The organism is Pseudomonas sp. KB_15 (assembly GCF_052114525.1).
Taxonomy (GTDB): domain Bacteria; phylum Pseudomonadota; class Gammaproteobacteria; order Pseudomonadales; family Pseudomonadaceae; genus Aquipseudomonas.
On record NZ_JBFREX010000030.1, the window covers coordinates 1 to 18,853 of the forward strand.

Sequence of the window (18,853 nt, forward strand, 5' to 3'; positions counted from 1 at the left end):
CCTTTGTAGCAGCTGCCGAGCCYGCGAGGCGGCGTTCGGCTGCGAAGCAGTCGTAAAAYCAGTAATCGCGGTACGTCAGGCAGRYCGCGTCAGCAGGGCTCACGRCTGCCATGCAGCCGAACGCAGCCTCGCAGGCTCGGCAGCTGCTACAGATCGCATTACCGCTTGACTGATACGCTCATTGACCGACCACTGACAACAACACCGCCTTCGGGCGTGACACCCTTTGTAGCAGCTGCCGAGCCYGCGAGGCKGCGTTCGGCTGCGAAGCAGTCGTAAAAYCAGTAATCGCGGTACGTCAGGCAGGCCGCGTCAGCWGGRCTCACGACTGCCATGCAGCCGAACGCAGCCTCGCRGGCTCGGCAGCTGCTACAGATCGCATTACCGCTTAACTGACTGGCATCAGGCTCTCCAGGGGGCCTCTTTTGTGAGCAAACGTCTTGATCAGAAGTATTTGAGCCATCTGATATCGCGACGGCGTGCCTTCAATGCCGCGAACCAGCGCACGGGTAAATACAGGGATAAAGCCAAGAGCACAGCCGTAAGCCAAACAGCCCAAATGCTGTCGAAACCGAAAAAAACTCCCTGGTTCAATCCGAACAACGCCACGCTGAACAGATACAGCGCCTTGAGTACGTAAAGGTGGAGCAAGTAGAAGAACATCGGCGCCGCGCCAAATACGGCCAATGCATTGACCCACTTGCGTTGTTGAGCCCGTTCCAGGGCACGAAGCAGTAACAGCCCCACTCCCAACGTCAGCGAAAGGAACAGCAGGGAAGGTGGGTATTTTGTAATGTTGAAGAAACTCATGAGGGTTTGTGTGAGGCCTTCATGGGCGACCCAATGCACCTCGCCATAACCATTGACCGCTCGCAGTGCGACAAATCCGATCAATGTCCCGGCCCCTGCAAGCAGCAGATTGCGTTGACGCTCTGCGGTCAAAACCTGGCCAGCAAACCAAGGGCCGATACAGTATCCAAGGGCGATCACAGCGATCCAGGGAAGCACAGGATAAGAGGTACGCAGACGCAAGCTGTCGGAGAAATCGATCCAGCCACGATCATGCAGGATCGCCCAGGGTATATGCATTGGCGAGCCTGTCGCGAAGTGCACATTATCCAGCAGGTTGTGCCCAGCCACGATCACCAGACCCAGGCAGCACAGAATGGGCTTGGGTAACCAAACCAGTCCGGCCAGGGCAATCATGCATATGCCAATGGCCCAGATCACTTGCATGTAAATTGCCGCAGGCGGGAACTGAAATGTCCAGGCGAAATTCACCAGGGTGAACTCCAGCAGTACCAGGAACAGACCGCGCTTGAATAAAAAGGCTGACACATCGCCCTTGCTCTGGTGCTTTTGGCCATACAGGTAAGCGGAAAGTCCAGTGAGCAGTATGAATACTGGCGCACACAAATGGGCAAGTGTGCGGCTGAAAAATAGCGCCGGCTCAGTGGATTCGATGTCCATCGGGTCTGCTACTTGACGGTGCAAAAAGAACGTTTCGCGCACGTGATCCAGCAGCATAAGGAGGATTACCAATCCCCTCAGGGCATCAATGGACAGCAGGCGTTGGTTCAAGCTTGTGATGGGCGGGATGTGAATAGAGGTTGTCATCGAATGTCGCAAGCAGGGAGTGGATGGCACTGTCAGTGGTGACTGACAGTGCATGTTTGCAATAGTTATAACATAACAAATCCACCAAAAGCGACCGCCTGATTGCGTTGATAGCTGTCTACCGAGACCCTTTCAACTCAAGGAATGCGTCCCGCAATCGAGCGTCGCCTGAGTTCGGCCTGAGTTCCTTAAACTGTTTAATGGAGCATTAGCCCGGGAACTGATCCCCAAACATTGGGTACCCGCCGGCGGAACCTTCACGCGTCGCCTCGTCCTGAATCACATCCCAGTGTTCGACCATCACGCCGTTCTCAAGGCGCAGGATATCGACCACGACCCAGTTCGCCGGCTGTCCGAGGCCAGTGAAGCGACCGTGCAACATGACGAAGTCGCCTTCAGCGACTGCCAACTGACATTCGTAACGCATATCGGGCGATCCTGCGGCGACCAACTCGAACAGACCCTCGCGACCAGGGGGCACATGAGCACTGTGCTGGATATAGGAGGGTGACCAGAAGCGTTCGGCTGCAGCCAGATCCTTGCGATTGAACAGGGTTGCGAAGCCTTCGAGGACGATGGCCTTGTTCTCGGCGGGGGTATGTGAAGTCATGGTCGGTTTCCTGCTGACAATGTAAAGGGGAGGGCGACTGTAGGGCCGCCCAATATCGCTTTGTGGTCTCAACCGAAAGCCGGTCCGCTTGCAATCATGTCGTTGAACTGATTGACCCACGCGTGCTCGTTCGGGCCAGGGTTGGCACGCATCGCCTCGGCGGGCGCGACAAGGATTTCGTCCACGCCGCTCTCGAACTGCGCCATGGCTCCGGCAATGAACTGGTCGAGGGGAATGGCGCGTTCTTCCTCGCTGCTGTCGAGCAACTCGGTGCGTACCCAAGGCGGTGCGATCTCTACCACCTGGACACCGTATTCGCGCAGCAGGTAGCGCTGCGACAGGGTGTAGGAGTGCAGCGCGGCCTTGGTCGCCGAATAGACCGCCGTCACGGCCATTGGCACGAAGCCGAGCACCGAGGAGACGTTGACGATGACCGCATCCGGCTTGGCCTTGAGATGCTCGACCAGCGCCGAGGTCATGCGGATCGGACCCAGCAGGTTGGTGGTGACGGTCGACAGGGCAAGCTCATCGTCCACCGGACCTTCGGCATGATCGAGCAGCATGATGCCGGCATTGTTGATCAGCACATTGACCTCGGGGTAATGGGCGATGAGGTGCTGCGCGGCCGCCTGGATGCTGGCCGTGTCGTTGATGTCGAGTTCAAGTGCGGCCATGCCGGGGTTGGCGTCGAGCGTCTCTTGCAACCGCGCCTTGCGACGACCGGAGATGATCACTTGATTGCCCAGCTTGTGGAAGGCTTCGGCCAGACCACGGCCAATGCCGGAGCCGCCGCCAGTGATGAAGATAGTGTTGCCTGTCATGCGCATGAGGGATTTCCTTGAACGAAAAAGTCAGGGCGTCCGCCACGCTGCCAGGCCGATCAGCTCGACCGCTGCGTCGCGGGGTATGGCGCTAAACTGGCAGCTTCGGCGGGATCGGAGTAGACGCTGTGGCTGGCTATCTTCTATGCGTCGGATGCATAAGCACCGCCGGCGTCGTCAAGCAGGCTGGCGACAAGATGTTCGATCAGGGCGCGACCGGCCCTGCGGGTACGCGAGCCGTGGGGGAAGTAGGCATGCACCGGTACGGATTCGGTTTCCCAATCGGTGAGCAGCGCGACGAGTTCACCGCTTTCAAGCTCCCGCCGACACGCCCAAGCCGTTGTCGATGTAATCCCTAAACCGGCAGTTGCCGCCGCGACAGCGCCTTCGTTTTCGTCGGTCGAGAAATGCGCTTCGAGCTGAATCGTCCTGGTCTCGCCATCGCGTTTGAACATCCACCCGCTCGGGACTGTCGAGGCTGGACCGGCGATGATTCGATGCGATTGCAGGTCCTCAGGCAGAGTCGGCTCCCCAGCGGCACGCAAGTAGGACGGTGAGGCGAGAATGAATCTGGAGATTGTCATGATCTGACGGCTCGTAGCACTGGAGTCCACCAGCCGTCCCAGCCTTATCGCTACATCGATATTTTCGCGCACCAGATCCTGCCAATGATCGGCGAGCAGCACCTGGATATGCAGGTTGGGGTGTATCGCTGCGAACGGCGCTATACGCGGAATGATTTCCCGTACGCCGATGCTCGTTGGCATGCTGATCCGCACGACCCCACGCAATTCCAGGCCACCGCGAACGCTTTGCTCGGCTTCTTCCACCGCGGCGAGGATGGGTTCCATGCGCGAGAGAAAATCCGCCCCTGCCTCAGTCGGTACGACGGCACGTGTCGATCTCGCCAGCAGCAGGGTGCCGAGATCGGCTTCGAGCTCGGCCACAATCCTGGAGACCTGGGATTGAGAAAGGCCCACTTCGCGTGCCGCGGCCGAAAAGCTGCCGAGTCGCGCCACCCTTGTGAATAGCCTGTAGGAGAAAAGGTCTTTCATGCGTTAGCTCCATCCAACAGCCAGCATGCACCTTGAGTCCGCTGGCAGAAGCTACGGTGAAACGCGGTAGTTTGGGTGAGTGATTTTTTGCGGGGAGGCAGCTGGGGCACTAGGGCCCCAGTTACCAGTGGTGCAAATTATCACGCAACTTCAGTGTGGAAAGGATAGTCCGTGTAACCCGCTTCCGTGCCACCGAAGAACGACTCGCGGTCGTACGGGTTCAGTGGCCAGCCGTTGCGCAGGCGCTCCGGCAAGTCAGGGTTGGCGATGAAGTGGCGGCCGAACGCGACCAGGTCTGCATCGCCGGCCTCGAGGATCGCGTTGGCCGATTCACCGGAGAAGCCGCCCGCCGCGATAAGGGTGCCCTTGTAGTGCTGGCGGATGAGTTGGGACGCCACCGGATTCTGGTCGCGGCGCTCGTCTTCGATGAGACCCAGGATGCGTGGCTCGATCAGGTGCAGATAGGCGAGGTCCAGCTTGTTCAGCGCGCGCGCGACATAGGTGAACAGGCCAATGGGGTCGCTGTCGGACATATCGCCGAAGTTGCCGCTCGGACCCAGACGTACCGCCACCCGATTGCTGCCCCAGACGGAGATCACCGCCTCTACCGCTTCCAGCAGGAACCGGCTACGGTTCTCGAACGAGCCACCGTAGATATCCGTACGTTTGTTGCTGCCGTCCTGCAGGAATTGATCGAACAGGTAGCCGTTGGCCGAGTGCAACTCCACGCCATCGAACCCGGCTGCGATACCGCGTTCGGCGGCGGTGCGGAAGCTTTCCACCAGTCCACGGATTCCCGCGATGGTCAATTCTCGCGCCGGGCTGGCGGGGGTCCAGCCAGTCTCGGTGAAGGCGAGGCCGCCGTGGTCAACGACGGAAGGGGCCACCGGCTGGCCGCCGTCCGGCTGCAAGAGGCTATTGGACTGGCGCCCCGCATGATAGAGCTGCAGAAAGATTTTGCCGCCCTTGGCATGAACGGCGTCGGTCACGAGCTTCCAGCCGGCGATTTGGCTATCGTCATACAAACCGGGAGCACCGAGGTAGCCATTACCATTGGCTGCGGCGATAGTAGCTTCGCCGATCAGCAGGCCACCGGCGGTGGTACGCTGGGCGTAGTACTCGGCCATCAGCGGGCCAGGGATGTCACCCGGCTCGGCACGCATACGGGTCAGTGGCGCCAAAACGACGCGATGGGAAATCTGGTGTGGGCCTATCTGGATACTCGTGTGCAGTTTGGACATGACAACGATACCTATCAGTGGTGGGATGGGGGCAATGTAGGCGTAAAATTCGCGGAGAAAAATATCCCGCGATGCCGAACATTTCGGATGTTTTTTCCGTAATCCCGCCTGGTTGGTGGAGTTCTGCCGGAGCAAGCAGGAAAAGTGATGGAAAGTCTGAATGGCATCTCGATGTTCGTGCAGGTTGCCGAAACGCGCAGCTTTACCGAGGCCGCCCGCCAGTTGGGGGTATCGTCCTCGACCGTGGGCAAAACCATTGCCCGGATGGAGGAGCGCTTGCATGTGCGGCTGTTTCATCGCAGCACACGCAGCATCACGCTGACGGCCGAGGGGACCCTGTTCCTTGAGCGCTGCCGCCGCATCCTCAGCGAGGTCACCGCTGCCGAGTCCGAGCTGTCAGGCCTGGCTGGCAGTCCACGGGGGCGACTTCGCGTGGGCACTCCACTACTGGGCGACCTGATGATGCCGGCCTTTGACGGATTCATGGAGCGGTATCCGGAAGTCGAACTGGATATCGATTTTTGCGACCGCATGGTCGATGTGATCGAGGAGGGGTTCGACGCGGTGATTCGGACCGGCGAGCAAACCGATTCTCGCTTGGCCGCGCGCCGCCTGGGTTCCTGCGCACATGTGCTGGTGGCATCGCCGACGTATCTCAAGCGACATGGTGTACCCACGTATCCGCGTGAACTGGAACGCCATTCATGCCTGCAGCACAAATTCCCCGCAACGGGAAAGCTGGAACGTTGGCCTCTGCGGCTCGAAGTCTCCGAGGCTGAACTGGTGCTGCCCGCCACAATGACGTCGAACACGATCGAGCCTCTTGCCTACGCCGCAATCCAGGACAGGGGGATTGCCTTTCTGCCGACTTTCCTGGTGCGCGACGCGTTGGAAAGCGGCCAGCTGGTCACAGTGCTGGACGATTACATTGACCGCCAGGTCGTGTTCTGGATGCTGTGGCCRGCCAGCCGTTATGCCTCGCCCAAGTTGCGCGTTTTCATTGACTACATGAGTGCGCACCTGCGCATCTGATCGCTTACGCCTGCAGCTTCAGGCGCACGCCGTCGCGGTTGGAGATTTCGATGGCATCGATCAATTCGTGCATGAGCAGGGCATCCGCCATGGTCGGTGCAACGTGGGTACCGTCGCGCACATCCCTGGCGTAGGCGGCATACAAATTGGCCAGTTCCTGCTGGCTGCCGCCCAGGTCATTCTCCGGCAGCCAGTTGTAGCTCGACGGCACAGCAAGCGTGTGCATGGGTTGCGAGTCGCCCTGGGCCGCTTCGATGGTATTGAAGTGGTCGCCAAAACTGGTGGTGTTCCAGATCTTTAGATCGCCTTGGGTGCCGGTCAGGTCCAGCTGCATGCCATAGTTGTTGCGTTTCCCGGCTTCGATATGGACCGTTAGCACAGCGCCGTTGGAGAAGGTACCGTTGACCAGAATCTGGTCGGCCGTTGTGTGTTTCAGTACTTCACCTGTCTCGATCAGCGTCACTTCCGGGAACTGGTTGACGGTCAGTGCGCTGATGCTCTGCGGATGGCCCAGCATGCTGAACACCGCATCGAAATAGTGACCGCCATAAATGGAAAGCAGGCTGGAGAAGTTCTCTGGCGGGATGGTGAAGTACAGGGCGGCCATGCGCTCGCGCTGGAAGTATTCGACGCTGACATGCAGCCGTACTGAACGAAGTTCCCCGATGTAGCCGTCCTTTAACAGATCGCGTACGTAGCGATAGTCCGGATTCAGTCGACGCTGCAATCCGACGATATGCCGAACGCCAGCCTTCTCGGCAAGCGCCATCAGTTCCTGCGACACGGCCTTGCTGGGAGTCAGCGGCCATTCGCAGTACACATCTTTGCCAGCGGCGATGGCTGCCCGTACAGTGGCCTCGTGCTGTGGTGCCGTGTTGAGTACGATCACCAGATCCACTTCCGGATGGTTGACCAGAGCCTCCACTGAATCGAGTGCAAAGCGGATGCCGTGGCGCAGTGCCAACCCGGCGGCTTTTTCCGGACTGCGACTGTGGACAGCCGTCAGCTCATAGTCGGGAAGCAACTGGAGGGCGGGCAAGTGGCCGTACTCGGCCCAATTGCCGACGCCAATGAGACCCACTCGAATTTTTGACGACATGGTCATGGAAGCTCCTGAGCGTGGTTTGAAGGGGAGGTTGCAGTGCCGGGCGGCTGGACCGACCAGCGTTGCTGTCGGACGGGATAAAAAGCCCGGTCACTGAGTGTAGGAAGGGATGCAGTCGGGAAAAATGCGCTAGAGATCCGAACACTTCGGACGCTGGTGTCCGGAATACTCCGCATCAGGGCTACAGAGACGTTTGGCCCAAGCCTTCTGTAATCGATGAATCAACTCGCGACTGCACCTTCGAGCCATTGAGCCTGATATCGCTTACTGTCTTTCGAGCAAGTGTTCCAGGAACAATCCCGCGGCGACCGACAACGCCGCTCGCGACCTTACGCACACGCTGAGTTCGCGGGAGGCCCACGGCTCATCCAGCCTGATCGCCTTTGCACCGTCCATTTTGTAAATCGCCGCGCTCCCCTCGGGCATGATGCCAATGCCCAGGCCGGCCTGAACCATCAGGCACAGGGCGTCGTAGCTGGAGACTTCCATGCGGATTTTCAGCGAACGCCCCAGGTCGTTGGCCGCCTTGATCAACTGAAAATTGAGATGAGTACCGCTGCGCAAGGCGATGTATTCGTGATCCAGGGTATCGCTGAATTTGACGGAGCGGCGTGTCGCCAGCGGATGCCCAAGGGGAACCAGTAACACCAGGCGATCGGTACGAAACGGGAAGACCTCGATATCGGCACCGTGCGGAAGACGGGTGAAGATGCCAATGTCGGTGCGATTTTCGGACACCGCCTTGGTGATGGCCAGGCTTTGCTTTTCTTCGAGGCTGATGTTGATCAGTGGGTACAGTTCCGTGAACGACTTGATCATGCCCGGGAGGAATTGGGTGATGGCGGAAATATTGGCCAGGACATGCACCGAGCCACGGCGACCGTGGGAGTAGTCACGCATCTGCACGACGATTTCATTGAGGTTGTTCAATGCACTGCGAGCCATGAACAGCAGCGACAGACCAGCGTCGGTCGGGGTGATGCCTTTGTTGGTGCGGTTGAGCAGTTTCGAGTCGAGCAGCTCTTCCAGTTCGCTCAGCCGTTTGCTGACCGCCGCCGCGGCGATGTGTTCGCGTTTGGCGGCGGCAGCAATGGTGCCTTCTTCAACGACGCTGACAAAGAGTCGCAACGAGACCGGATCGAGTTTCATGGGAAGTACCGGTTTGGCCTGAATGGCCAGCATAGTACCTCCTTGGGCATTGGCTCAGAACGCCCCGGACAACAGGTGGCCGGCGTTCGGTACTTGCGCCTTGAGGCCAAGGGTTTTCAGCATTTGGTACACGGTGGCGACCGAGGCGGACAACACCGGCTTGTCCAGGCGATCCTGCACGGTCTGGATCGCTGGCAACGACGGCATTTGCACGCAGCACGACAGCACCACCCCGTCAGCCTGTCCGATGTTCAGTCGGTCGGCGTGGGCCACCAGGTTCATCGGGTCCAGACGACCGACCTCGAGGTTGTCGGACACTTCCAGGCTGATGGAATCGACCACTTCGATGCCCGCCGCCTCGATATAGTCGATGACCTGCTGGGTCAGCGGTTTCATGTACGGTGTAATGATCGAGATTTTCTTGTAGTCGAGCATGTGTAGGCTGTCGATCAACGCACCGGCGGAGCTGAGTACCGGAGCGGTCGACTGGTTGGAAATCACGGTTTTGCTCAAACGCTCTTGCGAGACTGTGTGATAACCAGGTCCTTGGCACATGATCGCGACCAGGCAGGCATAGGCCATGACATCCACCCGTGCGTCGCTCAACTCCAGCGCGCAGCGGTCACTGTCGATGTCCATCTTTTTCAGCTCTTCGGGGCTGACGTGCATCATGCGCATGCGTGAGGAGTGAAAGGTGAAATGTTCTTCGGGGAACAGTTCGTAGCGCGAAGTCAGCATGGCCGGGATTTCGGTTTCCATCGTGGTGTTGGAGCTGGGGACGATTTGACCGATGCGAAAGTTTTTCATGGGTTTTTCCTTTAAGCAGTGCTGATCAGTTGCCGCTGGTGAGTTGAACGCCTTTGGTTTCCTGCAGCGTGAACACCATGACAGCGGCGATGACGTAGGAAACGGAGGCAAGGGAAATGGTGGCGGTGAAGCCGATGAGCGGGATCAGCACCGGGACCAGCTTGATGCCGGCGATGGCGCCGACCCGGCCGAAGTTGAAACAGAAACCCGATGCGGTAGAACGGATGCTGGTCGGGAACAACTCCGAGTACCAGGCGCCGAACCCGCTGAAATAACCGGTGAAGAAGCCCAGCAGTGCGGCCAGCGAACCGAGGGCGATGACGTTCTGGGTGGTGAACAGCAGCTTGCCGTCCGTCAATGGCATCAAGGTCGCCGAGTAGGCAAACACCGGCACCATGATTGCCATACCGCCAAAAAACACCGCGAACGACAAGCGACGACCGATGCTTTCCGCCAGGTAGCCGTAGGCCAGGTAACCGATGGTGGCGCCGATGCCGATCCAGATGACAAACACCGGAGCCTGATCGATACGCACGTTCAGAATGCTCTGCAGGTAAGCCGGCATGAAGGTGGTGATGATCCAGTAGCCGTACATGCCCAGTACCGAAATGCTCAGGCCCAGCAAGGTCACTTTCAGATATTGCGGACGGAAGATTTCCATCAGCCGGCCCTTGTCGGCGTTACGGCGCATGAACTCGCGGTTGGCCAGCCAGACCGGCGATTCCTTGACGAACAGCCAGATGAACACCAGGGTGAAATAGGCCGGGATCGAAGCATAGATGAACAGGTTTCTCCAGGATTCAGGATTCCCGCCATCGAGGAAACTCCAGGCGAAAATCGCTGCCAGCAGACCACCACCCGACCAGCCGGTCTGCATCACCGCAAAGGCCTTGGCGCGACCGGCCGCAGGCCAGATCTCCGACACCAGTGCCGCCGCGGCGGACCACAAGCCACCCACGGCGATCCCCACGCAGAAGCGGAACACGTTGAGCTGCCACAGGCTGTCGGCAAAAGCACAGAGCAAGGTGCCGGTGCCATAGACGAACACCGACAGCATCATGGTTTTCTTGCGGCCGATCTTGTCGGAAATATTGCCGAGGAAGAAACCACCGATACCAGTGGCCAACAGAAACCAGGCAACCGTGGAGACCACATCGCCCAGGCCGACGGCGAAGGTCTTGGCGACCGCCAAAAGCACAAAGCCAAAGACGGTGGCATCCAGGGCATCAAACAGCCAGGCGGCCCAGGAGCCCCCCAGCGTCACGTAACGCTGGTTGGCGGTCAGTTGACCGACTCCGTCGGCGACAGAAGCTTGCGCCGTGGAACTGGCGGTTAGGGTTTTCATGGTTCAACCTCGCGGGTTTGCGTTTTTATTCTTGGAGCCCGGGTGCCGAAAGGCGATCGGCCCCCGAGTGGTCTGTGAGCCCGATGTTAGGAGAGGTAAAAGCAGTTCGTATATCAGCCATTCACGAGCCTGCCATCGCGGGTGACGATGGCAGCGGGGGAGGTGCAGGAACGATTTGCAGTCAGTACAGGAGGGCTGGTTGATCTCTTCCCTTATCAAAGACCTGCATTGCCTTCGCACCCGCAGTGCTTTTGTGGGCATTTCACTACTTCTTCTTTCTGCGTGGCGAAAGCAGTGTTAAAAAATGTTATTTATAAAAATACTTCACATAATCTGATCACTGGTAGATGATTTACGCCAGCCGGTATGACAACCTGATAACACGACAAAAACAGGATGGCCTTGATGTTCAATGAGAACCCGACCCCCGTTCTGAATGACAGCGCCCCTCAGCGGGTTAATCCGCTCGGTGCTGATCCTGTCTGCCGTGGCCTTATCTACAACGCGGCCAACGTCTGCACCTTGCAGGCGTGGAAGCCGTCGCTGCTTTCCTCTGGAGTACCCCATGAATAACAAGAATGTCGGTGTGGTCGGTCTGGGCGCGATGGGGCTGGGCATTGCCCGCTCGTTGTTGCGCAGCGGTTTTAATGTGCATGCCTGTGATGTGCGTTCTGCCGTGACAGAACAGTTCGCCGGGGAGGGCGGTGTGGCTTGCCCGTCACCGTCGCACATGGCCGCTGAGTGTGACGTGATCATTACCGTGGTGGTCAACGCCGAGCAGACCGAGACCGTATTGTTTGGTGAGGGTGGGGCCGTGGCCTCTCTGCGGCCGGGCAGCCTGGTGATCGGCTGCGCCACAGTCGCTCCGACCTACGCGGTGGACCTGGGCCAGCGCCTGGCCGCGTTGGGCCTGCTGTATCTGGATGCACCGATTTCCGGTGGCGCCGCCAAGGCTGCCGCTGGCGAGATGACCATGATGACCTCGGGCCCGGCCGACGCCTATGCCAAGGCTGAGTCGATCCTGGCTGGCATGGCCGGCAAGGTTTATCGCCTGGGTGATGTCCATGGCCTGGGGTCGAAGGTCAAAATCATCAACCAGCTCCTCGCCGGGGTACATATTGCCGCCTCCGCCGAAGCCATGGCGCTGGGCCTGCGTGAAGGGGTCGATGCCGATGCGCTGTATGAGGTGATCACCCACAGCGCCGGTAACTCCTGGATGTTCGAAAACCGCGTGCCGCACATTCTCAAGGCTGACTACACGCCGTTGTCCGCGGTGGATATTTTCGTCAAGGACCTGGGCCTGGTGCTGGATACCGCCCGGGCCAGCAAATTCCCGCTGCCGCTGTCGGCCACCGCCCACCAGATGTTCATGCAGGCGTCCAGTGCCGGTTTCGGCCGCGAGGACGATTCGGCGGTGATCAAGATTTTCCCGGGCATCGAATTGCCGACTGCCAAGCCTGAGCCTGTTTGAGGAACACCCCATGACTACCTCCACCGCACGCCCGCTGCTGGGCTGCATCGCCGACGATTTCACCGGTGCCACGGACCTGGCCAACATGCTGGTGCGCGGCGGTATGCGCACCGTGCAAAGCATTGGCATCCCGAGCGCGGAAGTTGCCGCCGGGCTTGATGCCGATGCGATCGTTATTGCGCTGAAATCGCGTACCACCCCGGCCGCCGAAGCAGTCGAGCAGTCTCTCGCCGCGCTGGCCTGGCTGCGCGAGCAAGGCTGCGAGCAGATTTTTTTCAAGTATTGCTCGACCTTCGACTCCACCGCGGCCGGCAATATCGGCCAGGTCAGCGAAGCACTGCTGGCGGCACTGGGTAGCGACTTTACCCTGGCCTGCCCGGCGTTCCCGGAGAATGGCCGGACGATCTTTCGCGGCCACCTGTTTGTGCAGGATCAGTTGCTCAGTGAGTCGGGCATGCAGAATCACCCGTTGACGCCGATGACCGATGCCAACCTGGTTCGAGTGCTGCAGTCACAGACCCGCCTGAATGTCGGCCTGTTGCGCTACGACACGATTGCCCGTGGCGCTGAGCAGGTGCGGGCGCGAATCGCCGAGCTGAGGGCTCAGGGTGTCGGCATGGCCATCGCTGATGCCTTGTCGGACAGCGATCTGTACACACTCGGTACGGCTTGTGCTGACTTGCCGTTGTTGACGGGTGGTTCGGGGCTGGCCCTGGGTCTTCCGGAAAACTTCCGGCGCGCCGGCAAACTGCGCGACCTCGATGCCTCGAAACTTCCAGCGGTGTCCGGCGGGGAAGTGGTGTTGGCCGGCAGTGCTTCGATCGCCACCAATGGACAAGTGGCCGCCTGGCTCGAAGCCGGTCGGCCAGCCTTGCGGATTGATCCGTTGGCCTTGGCGGCGGGTGAACCGGTGGTGGCGCAAGCCTTGGCCTTTGCCCGTAATAACGAACAAACCGTATTGATCTACGCCACCAGCTCACCGGATGAGGTCAAGTCGGTGCAACAGCAACTGGGCGTCGAGCAGGCCGGTAGCCTGGTGGAAAACGCCTTTGGCGAAATTGCCCAAGGCTTGCTCCAGAGTGGTGTGCGCCGCTTCGTGATCGCCGGCGGAGAAACCTCGGGTGCTGTGGTCCAGGCATTGGGCGTGCAATTGCTACAGATTGGCGCGCAGATTGATCCGGGTGTACCGGCGACCGTCAGCAGTACTGACAAGCCTTTGGCGTTGGCACTCAAATCGGGCAACTTCGGTGGCCGGGATTTCTTCAGTAAAGCCTTGAACCAACTCGCCCAGGCCGGAGATGTGCAATGAGTAACGAAAACGCCCAGCGCGAAGAAATCTGTGAGGTTGGCCGCAGCCTTTACCAGCGCGGATACACCGTCGGCAGCGCCGGCAATATCAGCGCGCGACTGGACGACGGCTGGTTGATCACGCCGACGGATGTGTGCCTCGGGCGTCTTGATCCGGCGACCATTGCCAAGGTCAACCTGGCCGGCGAATGGGTGTCCGGTGACAAGCCTTCAAAGACCCTGGCGCTGCACCGCCAGGTCTACGACCGTAATCCGAATGTCGGCGGCGTGGTGCACACGCACTCCACCCATCTGGTGGCGTTGACGCTGGCCGGGGTCTGGCAGGCGAACGACATCCTGCCGCCGCTGACGCCGTATCAGGTTATGAAAGTCGGGCATATCCCGTTGATCGGCTACCAGCGGCCCGGTTCTCCAAAGGTTGCCGAGCAAGTCGCCCGGCTGGCCAACAGTGTTCGCGGCGTGATGCTCGAACGACTGGGCCCGGTGGTCTGGGAGAGTTCGGTCTCCAGGGCCAGTTACGCCCTGGAAGAGCTCGAGGAAACCGCACGGCTCTGGCTGATGAGCAATCCCAAGCCTGAACCGCTCGATCAGGCGGCGCTGGACGAATTGCGAGACACCTTTGGTGCGCACTGGTAACGCACAGGCTTGACACGACAGCTCGATAACGCAGGTCCTGCCCGGGAGACGCCCAGCGACTTTCGACGGCCCCGGCTTGCCTGAAAAAACAATAACAACAGGAAACCCAAGCATGACTCACTTTCACTGCGGCATGTTCAGATCCAGTGGCAGTACCGTTTCATTTACCCGGCGTGGAGGGTTTGTGAAATGAGCCCGTTAATCCTGATGAYGACCGCCGGGGTGGGCATCGCGCTGTTGTTGTTCCTGGTGCTCAAGTACAAATTCCAGCCCTTCGTGGCCTTGATGCTGGTGAGCATTCTGGTGGCGCTGGTGGCCGGCGTGAAGCCGGCCGATCTGGTCGCCACCATTGAAGGCGGCATGGGCAAGACCTTGGGCCATATCGCGATCATCATTGCCCTGGGCGCGATGATCGGGCGGATCATCGAACTCTCAGGTGGTGCCGAGGCGCTGGCCAAGACCCTGATCACCCGTTTCGGTAACCGGCGTACACCCCTGGCGTTGACGATTGCCGGCTTCATGGTCGGGGTACCGGTGTTCTTCGAGGTCGGCGTGATCATCCTGATGCCGCTGGCCTATGGTGTTGCCCGCAGTGCGCGTAAGCCGCTGTTGGTGTTCGCGTTGCCAATGTGTGCTGCCTTGTTGACCGTACACGCCTTCCTGCCGCCACACCCGGGTGCGGTGGCTGCTGCCAGTCAATTGGGCGCGGACCTGGGCCGCGTGCTGATGTTCGGTTTGCCGATCACCGCGCTGCTTTGCTATGTCGGCTACCGCGTGGCCGGGCGCATGACCCGTCGGGCGTATCCGATGACAGACGATATTCGTGCCGAGGTCTATGGCCCGCATGTCACCAACGAGGATCTGGCCGCCTGGTCCAATGGTAACGACAAGAGCCCTGAGCAAGCGGCTGTGGCCGTGTCGCACATGGGCCTGGAAGAGGCCACCAGCAGCATCGTCTCGAAGTTGCCGCCGGCTCCACCACCGGGTTTTGGTCTGATCGTCGGCCTGATTGTGTTGCCGATCATTCTGATTCTGCTGGGGACGCTATCCACTTCGTTGCTGCCAGCCGATTCGACCCTGCGCGGCGTCATGACCGTACTCGGCGCGCCGCTGGTGGCGTTGCTGATCGATACCTTGCTGTGCGCCTGGCTGCTGGGTTCGCGTCGGGGCTGGAGCCGCACTCAAGTGTCTGACGTGATCGGTTCGGCCTTGCCCGGTGTGGCCATGGTGATCCTGATTGCCGGTGCCGGCGGTGTGTTCGGCAAGGTGCTGGTGGACACCGGAATCGGTGCCGTGGTCTCCGACATGCTGCGCACCACCGGTCTGCCGGTACTGGCCCTGGGCTTTCTGCTGACCATGCTGTTGCGCGCGGTGCAGGGTTCGACCACGGTGGCGCTGGTGACCACTGCCGGCATCATCAGCCCGCTGATTGCGACCCTCAATCTCACCCCGAACCACATGGCCCTGCTATGCCTGGCCATGGGCGGTGGCGGGTTGGCTATGTCCCACATCAATGATGCCGGTTACTGGATCTTCACCAAACTGTCCGGGCTGAACGTGGCCGATGGCCTGCGCACCTGGACGGTGCTGACCACTTTGCTCGGCACCCTGGGTTTCTGTATTACCCTGCTGATCTGGCCCTTTGTCTAACCCTTTATCTCAGGAGCTACCATGCCTCGTTTCGCTGCCAATCTCAGCATGCTTTACCCGGAACATGAGTTTCTGGATCGCTTCGCCGCCGCGGCTGCCGACGGTTTCGAAGCGGTGGAGTATCTGTTCCCCTACGACTACAGCGCTGAAGAACTCAAGCAACGCTTGAGCGACAATGGCCTGGTGCAGGCACTGTTCAACGCGCCGCCCGGCGATTGGGCGAAGGGCGAGCGGGGCACCGTGTCGTTGCCGGGTCGGGAGAGTGAATTTCGTAGCGGGTTTGATCGTGCCCTGGAATACGCCAGCGTATTGGGCAATTCACGCATCCATGTAATGGCCGGGCTGCTGCCGTCGGAAAGCGATCGCCCACGGCATCACGGCGTGTATCTGGAGAACCTGGCCTACGCCGCTGCCCGGGCGGCCAAGGCAGGCATCACAGTATTGCTCGAACCGATCAATACCCGAGACATGCCAGGCTTTTTCCTCAACCGCCAGGATCAGGCCCAGGCCATCTGCAAGGAAGTGGGCGCCAGTAACCTGAAGGTGCAGTTCGACTGCTACCACTGCCAAATCGTCGAGGGCGATCTGGCGACCAAACTGCGTCGGGACTTCGAGGGTATCGGCCATATCCAGATCGCCGGCGTGCCTGACCGGCATGAACCGGACCTGGGGGAAGTCAACTATCCCTATCTGTTCGAGCTGATCGACCAGTTGGGTTATGACGGTTGGGTAGGGTGCGAATACCGGCCACGAGGCAACACGTCTGCCGGCTTGCAGTGGCTGCGGGACTGGAAGGCGCGTTAAGAAATTTGTAGGAGCGAGCTCGCTCCTGCAACTCAGGCTAGGAGCCCGTCGTTTCAGGCCGGTGTATTGTCAGCCGGCAGCAACAGTTCGACACCTTGCTTGCGGATGCCATCGGCCGCCGCAGGGGTCAACGCGTCATCGCTGAGGATAATGTCGAACTGCTCGAGCCCGGCAATCTTGTACATACTGAAGGTGCCGTATTTCGAACTGCTGGCCACCAGCACCACCTGCGAAGCCGATTGCATCGCGGCTTGCTTGACCTCAACCTTCAGCGCCGAAGGCGTGGTGAGGCCGCGACGCAAATCCCATGAACTGGTCGATATGAACGCGATATCGGTGACCACCTGACGCAAGGTGGCCACCGCCAGGCCGCCCACACACGATTGATTGGAGTGATCCAGCTGCCCGCCGGTGTGAATCACCGTGACATGGGGGGCTTCAATCAGTGCCTGGACAATGCCGAAGTCATTAGTCACCACGGTCATGCCGGACAGCGCCTTGATGTAGGGGACGATTTCCAGCGTGCTGGTTCCCGCGTCCAGGTAAATCGTCATGTCGGCATGCAGTAGCCGGGCGGCGAGCCTGGCCATGGCCTGCTTCTGCGGCAACTCGACCACGGCCTTGATTTGATGGCTGGGCTCACTGTGCAGCTGGCTGGCGATCCGCACCCCACCCGTTACCGAGTAAGCACGACCCTCCTGCTCCAGCAACGCGATGTCGCGGCGTATGGTCATGTGCGAACAGTCGAACATTTCCATCAACTGATGAACGCTCAGCACCTGATGCTTGCGCAACTGTCGCAGCATCAATTCACGGCGCTGTTCAGGAATCATCGGTGCGCCGCTGTCGGCGGCGATGTCCTTTTGACTAGGCATTCGGGCTCCAGAATGAAGAAATCCGCAGACAAGGAGGGCGGGCAAACATAGTAGCGAATCTGCAGCCGGATCAGTAGCGTGATGAGGCGTCGAGTCCATGTCCCTGCGTAAATTGCAGCGGGCGCTTCAGATCAAGTGTTCAGGGTTCCGCCTGGCAGCCGAAGGGGCCGCCAGGTGAACACTTTGAAGTACGAGTGGTATTAAGCTCGAAGCCTTACATCGTCGTTTGCTGAAGGCTGTAGCAGCGAGAACAGGTTCTTGGGATCTTGCAGCTCTGGCACCAGCTGGATGTCGCTGCCAATGTTGAGCGTTCTTGCAACATCCAGCACATAGCGCAAGGCGGAGTAGTCCTCGATGGCGAAGCCGACCGAGTCGAACAAGGTGACTTCCTCGGCATGCTGGCGACCAGGGGTTTGACCAGTGATGACTTTCCAGAATTCGATAACCGGAGAGTCGGCGGGCATCTGCTGAATTTCCCCTTCAATTCGGCTTTGAGGCTCGTACTCAACCATGACTCGCGCACGTTCCACGATATCCCGGTGCAATTCGGTCTTGCCGGGGCAATCGCCGCCCACTGCGTTGAGGTGCATCCCGGGCTCGATCATCTCAGGCGTTAAAATCGTTGCGTAGGCCTTGTCGGCCGTGACCGTGGTCACGATATCGGCGCCACGTACGGCTTGCGCGACGCTATTGGCGACAGTCACCTGTATGGCGGGGTAGGCCCGCAGGTTGGCTACCAGCTTCGCCGTCGCGGCAGGATCGATGTCGTAGAGGCTGATTTCAGTAATGCCCAGCAAGGTATGAAATGCCAGGGCCTGGAATTCGCTCTGTGAGCCGTTGCCGATGAGTGCCATTCGGCGACTGTCCGGCCGGGCGAGGTAGCGGGCGGCGAGTGCAGAAGTGGCAGCGGTGCGAATGGCGGTAGTCAGCGTCATTTCACTCAGTAAAACAGGCTTGCCGGTATCGACGTCACCCAGTGCACCAAACGCCATGACCGTCAGCATGCCATTGTGGGTGTTCTTCGGATGTCCGTTGACATATTTGAAGGCGTAGAGCGAGGCATCAGACACGGGCATCAGCTCGATGACACCCTCCGGCGAGTGGTTCGCCAGGCGCGCGCATTTTTCGAAATCCGGCCAGCGTACGTAGTCTTGACGGATGTACTCGGCCATTTCGGTCAGGCACCGAGGCAAGCCTTTTTCCTGGACGAGACGGCTCAGATCATTGACGTCAATGTAACGGGTCATATTGGGTTCCTTTGGGCTTTTTTTTGTGTGCCAGTCTGGACGACCTTGCGCTTTGGCGGCTGAGACTCAGGAGGCGGTCC

General features: G+C 59.7%; 18 protein-coding genes. 7 read left to right on the forward strand and 11 right to left on the reverse strand.

The window, feature by feature from the left end; genetic code table 11:
* Window positions 1-444: 444 nt before the first annotated feature.
* From AB4Z35_RS20915 to AB4Z35_RS20935, 5 genes are all read right to left on the reverse strand, one after another.
* Window positions 445-1,617, reverse strand: coding sequence for a DUF1624 domain-containing protein (locus AB4Z35_RS20915; RefSeq protein ID WP_442099141.1), 1,173 nt, complete (start codon window positions 1,615-1,617; stop codon window positions 445-447).
* 208 nt (window positions 1,618-1,825) lie between these two features.
* Window positions 1,826-2,227 carry a nuclear transport factor 2 family protein gene (locus tag AB4Z35_RS20920; protein WP_442099142.1) on the reverse strand — a complete coding sequence of 134 codons (402 nt, stop codon included), beginning with the start codon at window positions 2,225-2,227 and terminating at the stop codon, window positions 1,826-1,828.
* Between the two features lie 68 nt (window positions 2,228-2,295).
* Window positions 2,296-3,054, reverse strand: a complete 759-nt coding sequence (locus tag AB4Z35_RS20925; RefSeq protein ID WP_007994730.1) for an SDR family oxidoreductase — start codon at window positions 3,052-3,054, stop codon at window positions 2,296-2,298.
* A gap of 137 nt (window positions 3,055-3,191) precedes the next feature.
* Window positions 3,192-4,103, reverse strand: a complete 912-nt coding sequence (locus tag AB4Z35_RS20930) for a LysR family transcriptional regulator (protein ID WP_442099143.1) — start codon at window positions 4,101-4,103, stop codon at window positions 3,192-3,194.
* 140 nt (window positions 4,104-4,243) lie between these two features.
* Window positions 4,244-5,344: an alkene reductase gene (locus tag AB4Z35_RS20935; RefSeq protein WP_442099145.1), complete on the reverse strand. Its 1,101-nt coding sequence runs from the start codon at window positions 5,342-5,344 to the stop codon at window positions 4,244-4,246.
* A gap of 147 nt (window positions 5,345-5,491) precedes the next feature.
* Between AB4Z35_RS20935 and AB4Z35_RS20940 the strand changes: the two genes are divergently transcribed.
* Window positions 5,492-6,376: a LysR family transcriptional regulator gene (locus AB4Z35_RS20940; protein ID WP_442099147.1), complete on the forward strand. Its 885-nt coding sequence runs from the start codon at window positions 5,492-5,494 to the stop codon at window positions 6,374-6,376.
* A gap of 4 nt (window positions 6,377-6,380) precedes the next feature.
* On the opposite strand, the gene AB4Z35_RS20945 is transcribed toward AB4Z35_RS20940, so the two are convergent.
* From AB4Z35_RS20945 to AB4Z35_RS20960, 4 genes are all read right to left on the reverse strand, one after another.
* Complete coding sequence (locus tag AB4Z35_RS20945) at window positions 6,381-7,481, reverse strand: Gfo/Idh/MocA family protein (protein WP_442099149.1); 1,101 nt, start codon at window positions 7,479-7,481, stop codon at window positions 6,381-6,383.
* A gap of 264 nt (window positions 7,482-7,745) precedes the next feature.
* Window positions 7,746-8,663 carry a LysR family transcriptional regulator gene (locus AB4Z35_RS20950; protein ID WP_442099151.1) on the reverse strand — a complete coding sequence of 306 codons (918 nt, stop codon included), beginning with the start codon at window positions 8,661-8,663 and terminating at the stop codon, window positions 7,746-7,748.
* A 21-nt stretch (window positions 8,664-8,684) separates the two neighbouring features.
* Window positions 8,685-9,437, reverse strand: a complete 753-nt coding sequence (locus AB4Z35_RS20955) for a maleate cis-trans isomerase family protein (RefSeq protein ID WP_442099153.1) — start codon at window positions 9,435-9,437, stop codon at window positions 8,685-8,687.
* 25 nt (window positions 9,438-9,462) lie between these two features.
* Entirely contained in the window at window positions 9,463-10,782 is a 1,320-nt protein-coding gene (locus AB4Z35_RS20960) for an MFS transporter (RefSeq protein WP_442099155.1), read from the reverse strand.
* A 405-nt stretch (window positions 10,783-11,187) separates the two neighbouring features.
* Between AB4Z35_RS20960 and AB4Z35_RS20965 the strand changes: the two genes are divergently transcribed.
* The 6 genes from AB4Z35_RS20965 to otnI all read left to right on the forward strand — a co-directional run bounded on the left by AB4Z35_RS20965 (window position 11,188) and on the right by otnI (window position 16,651).
* A complete protein-coding gene (locus AB4Z35_RS20965; protein WP_178087132.1) occupies window positions 11,188-11,355 on the forward strand; it encodes a hypothetical protein in 168 nt (55 codons plus the stop codon).
* A complete protein-coding gene (gene ltnD, locus AB4Z35_RS20970) occupies window positions 11,348-12,253 on the forward strand; it encodes an L-threonate dehydrogenase (protein WP_007994720.1) in 906 nt (301 codons plus the stop codon). The genes AB4Z35_RS20965 and ltnD overlap by 8 nt, the downstream gene beginning before the upstream one ends.
* A 10-nt stretch (window positions 12,254-12,263) precedes the next feature.
* Window positions 12,264-13,562, forward strand: coding sequence for a 3-oxo-tetronate kinase (gene otnK / locus AB4Z35_RS20975; protein WP_442099158.1), 1,299 nt, complete (start codon window positions 12,264-12,266; stop codon window positions 13,560-13,562).
* The gene (otnC, locus tag AB4Z35_RS20980; protein ID WP_442099159.1) at window positions 13,559-14,197 is read left to right on the forward strand and encodes a 3-oxo-tetronate 4-phosphate decarboxylase; all 639 of its coding nucleotides are present in this window, start codon (window positions 13,559-13,561) and stop codon (window positions 14,195-14,197) included. Before otnK ends, otnC begins: the two co-directional genes overlap by 4 nt.
* A gap of 189 nt (window positions 14,198-14,386) precedes the next feature.
* Window positions 14,387-15,847 carry a GntT/GntP/DsdX family permease gene (locus tag AB4Z35_RS20985; protein WP_442099161.1) on the forward strand — a complete coding sequence of 487 codons (1,461 nt, stop codon included), beginning with the start codon at window positions 14,387-14,389 and terminating at the stop codon, window positions 15,845-15,847.
* Window positions 15,848-15,868: 21 nt separating this feature from the next.
* Window positions 15,869-16,651: a 2-oxo-tetronate isomerase gene (otnI, locus tag AB4Z35_RS20990; RefSeq protein ID WP_442099162.1), complete on the forward strand. Its 783-nt coding sequence runs from the start codon at window positions 15,869-15,871 to the stop codon at window positions 16,649-16,651.
* Window positions 16,652-16,704: 53 nt separating this feature from the next.
* Here otnI and AB4Z35_RS20995 read toward each other — a convergent pair whose 3' ends face one another.
* Window positions 16,705-17,526 carry a DeoR/GlpR family DNA-binding transcription regulator gene (locus tag AB4Z35_RS20995; RefSeq protein WP_008002543.1) on the reverse strand — a complete coding sequence of 274 codons (822 nt, stop codon included), beginning with the start codon at window positions 17,524-17,526 and terminating at the stop codon, window positions 16,705-16,707.
* Window positions 17,527-17,726: 200 nt separating this feature from the next.
* Entirely contained in the window at window positions 17,727-18,773 is a 1,047-nt protein-coding gene (locus AB4Z35_RS21000; protein WP_442099164.1) for an ornithine cyclodeaminase, read from the reverse strand.
* Window positions 18,774-18,853 lie beyond the last annotated feature (80 nt).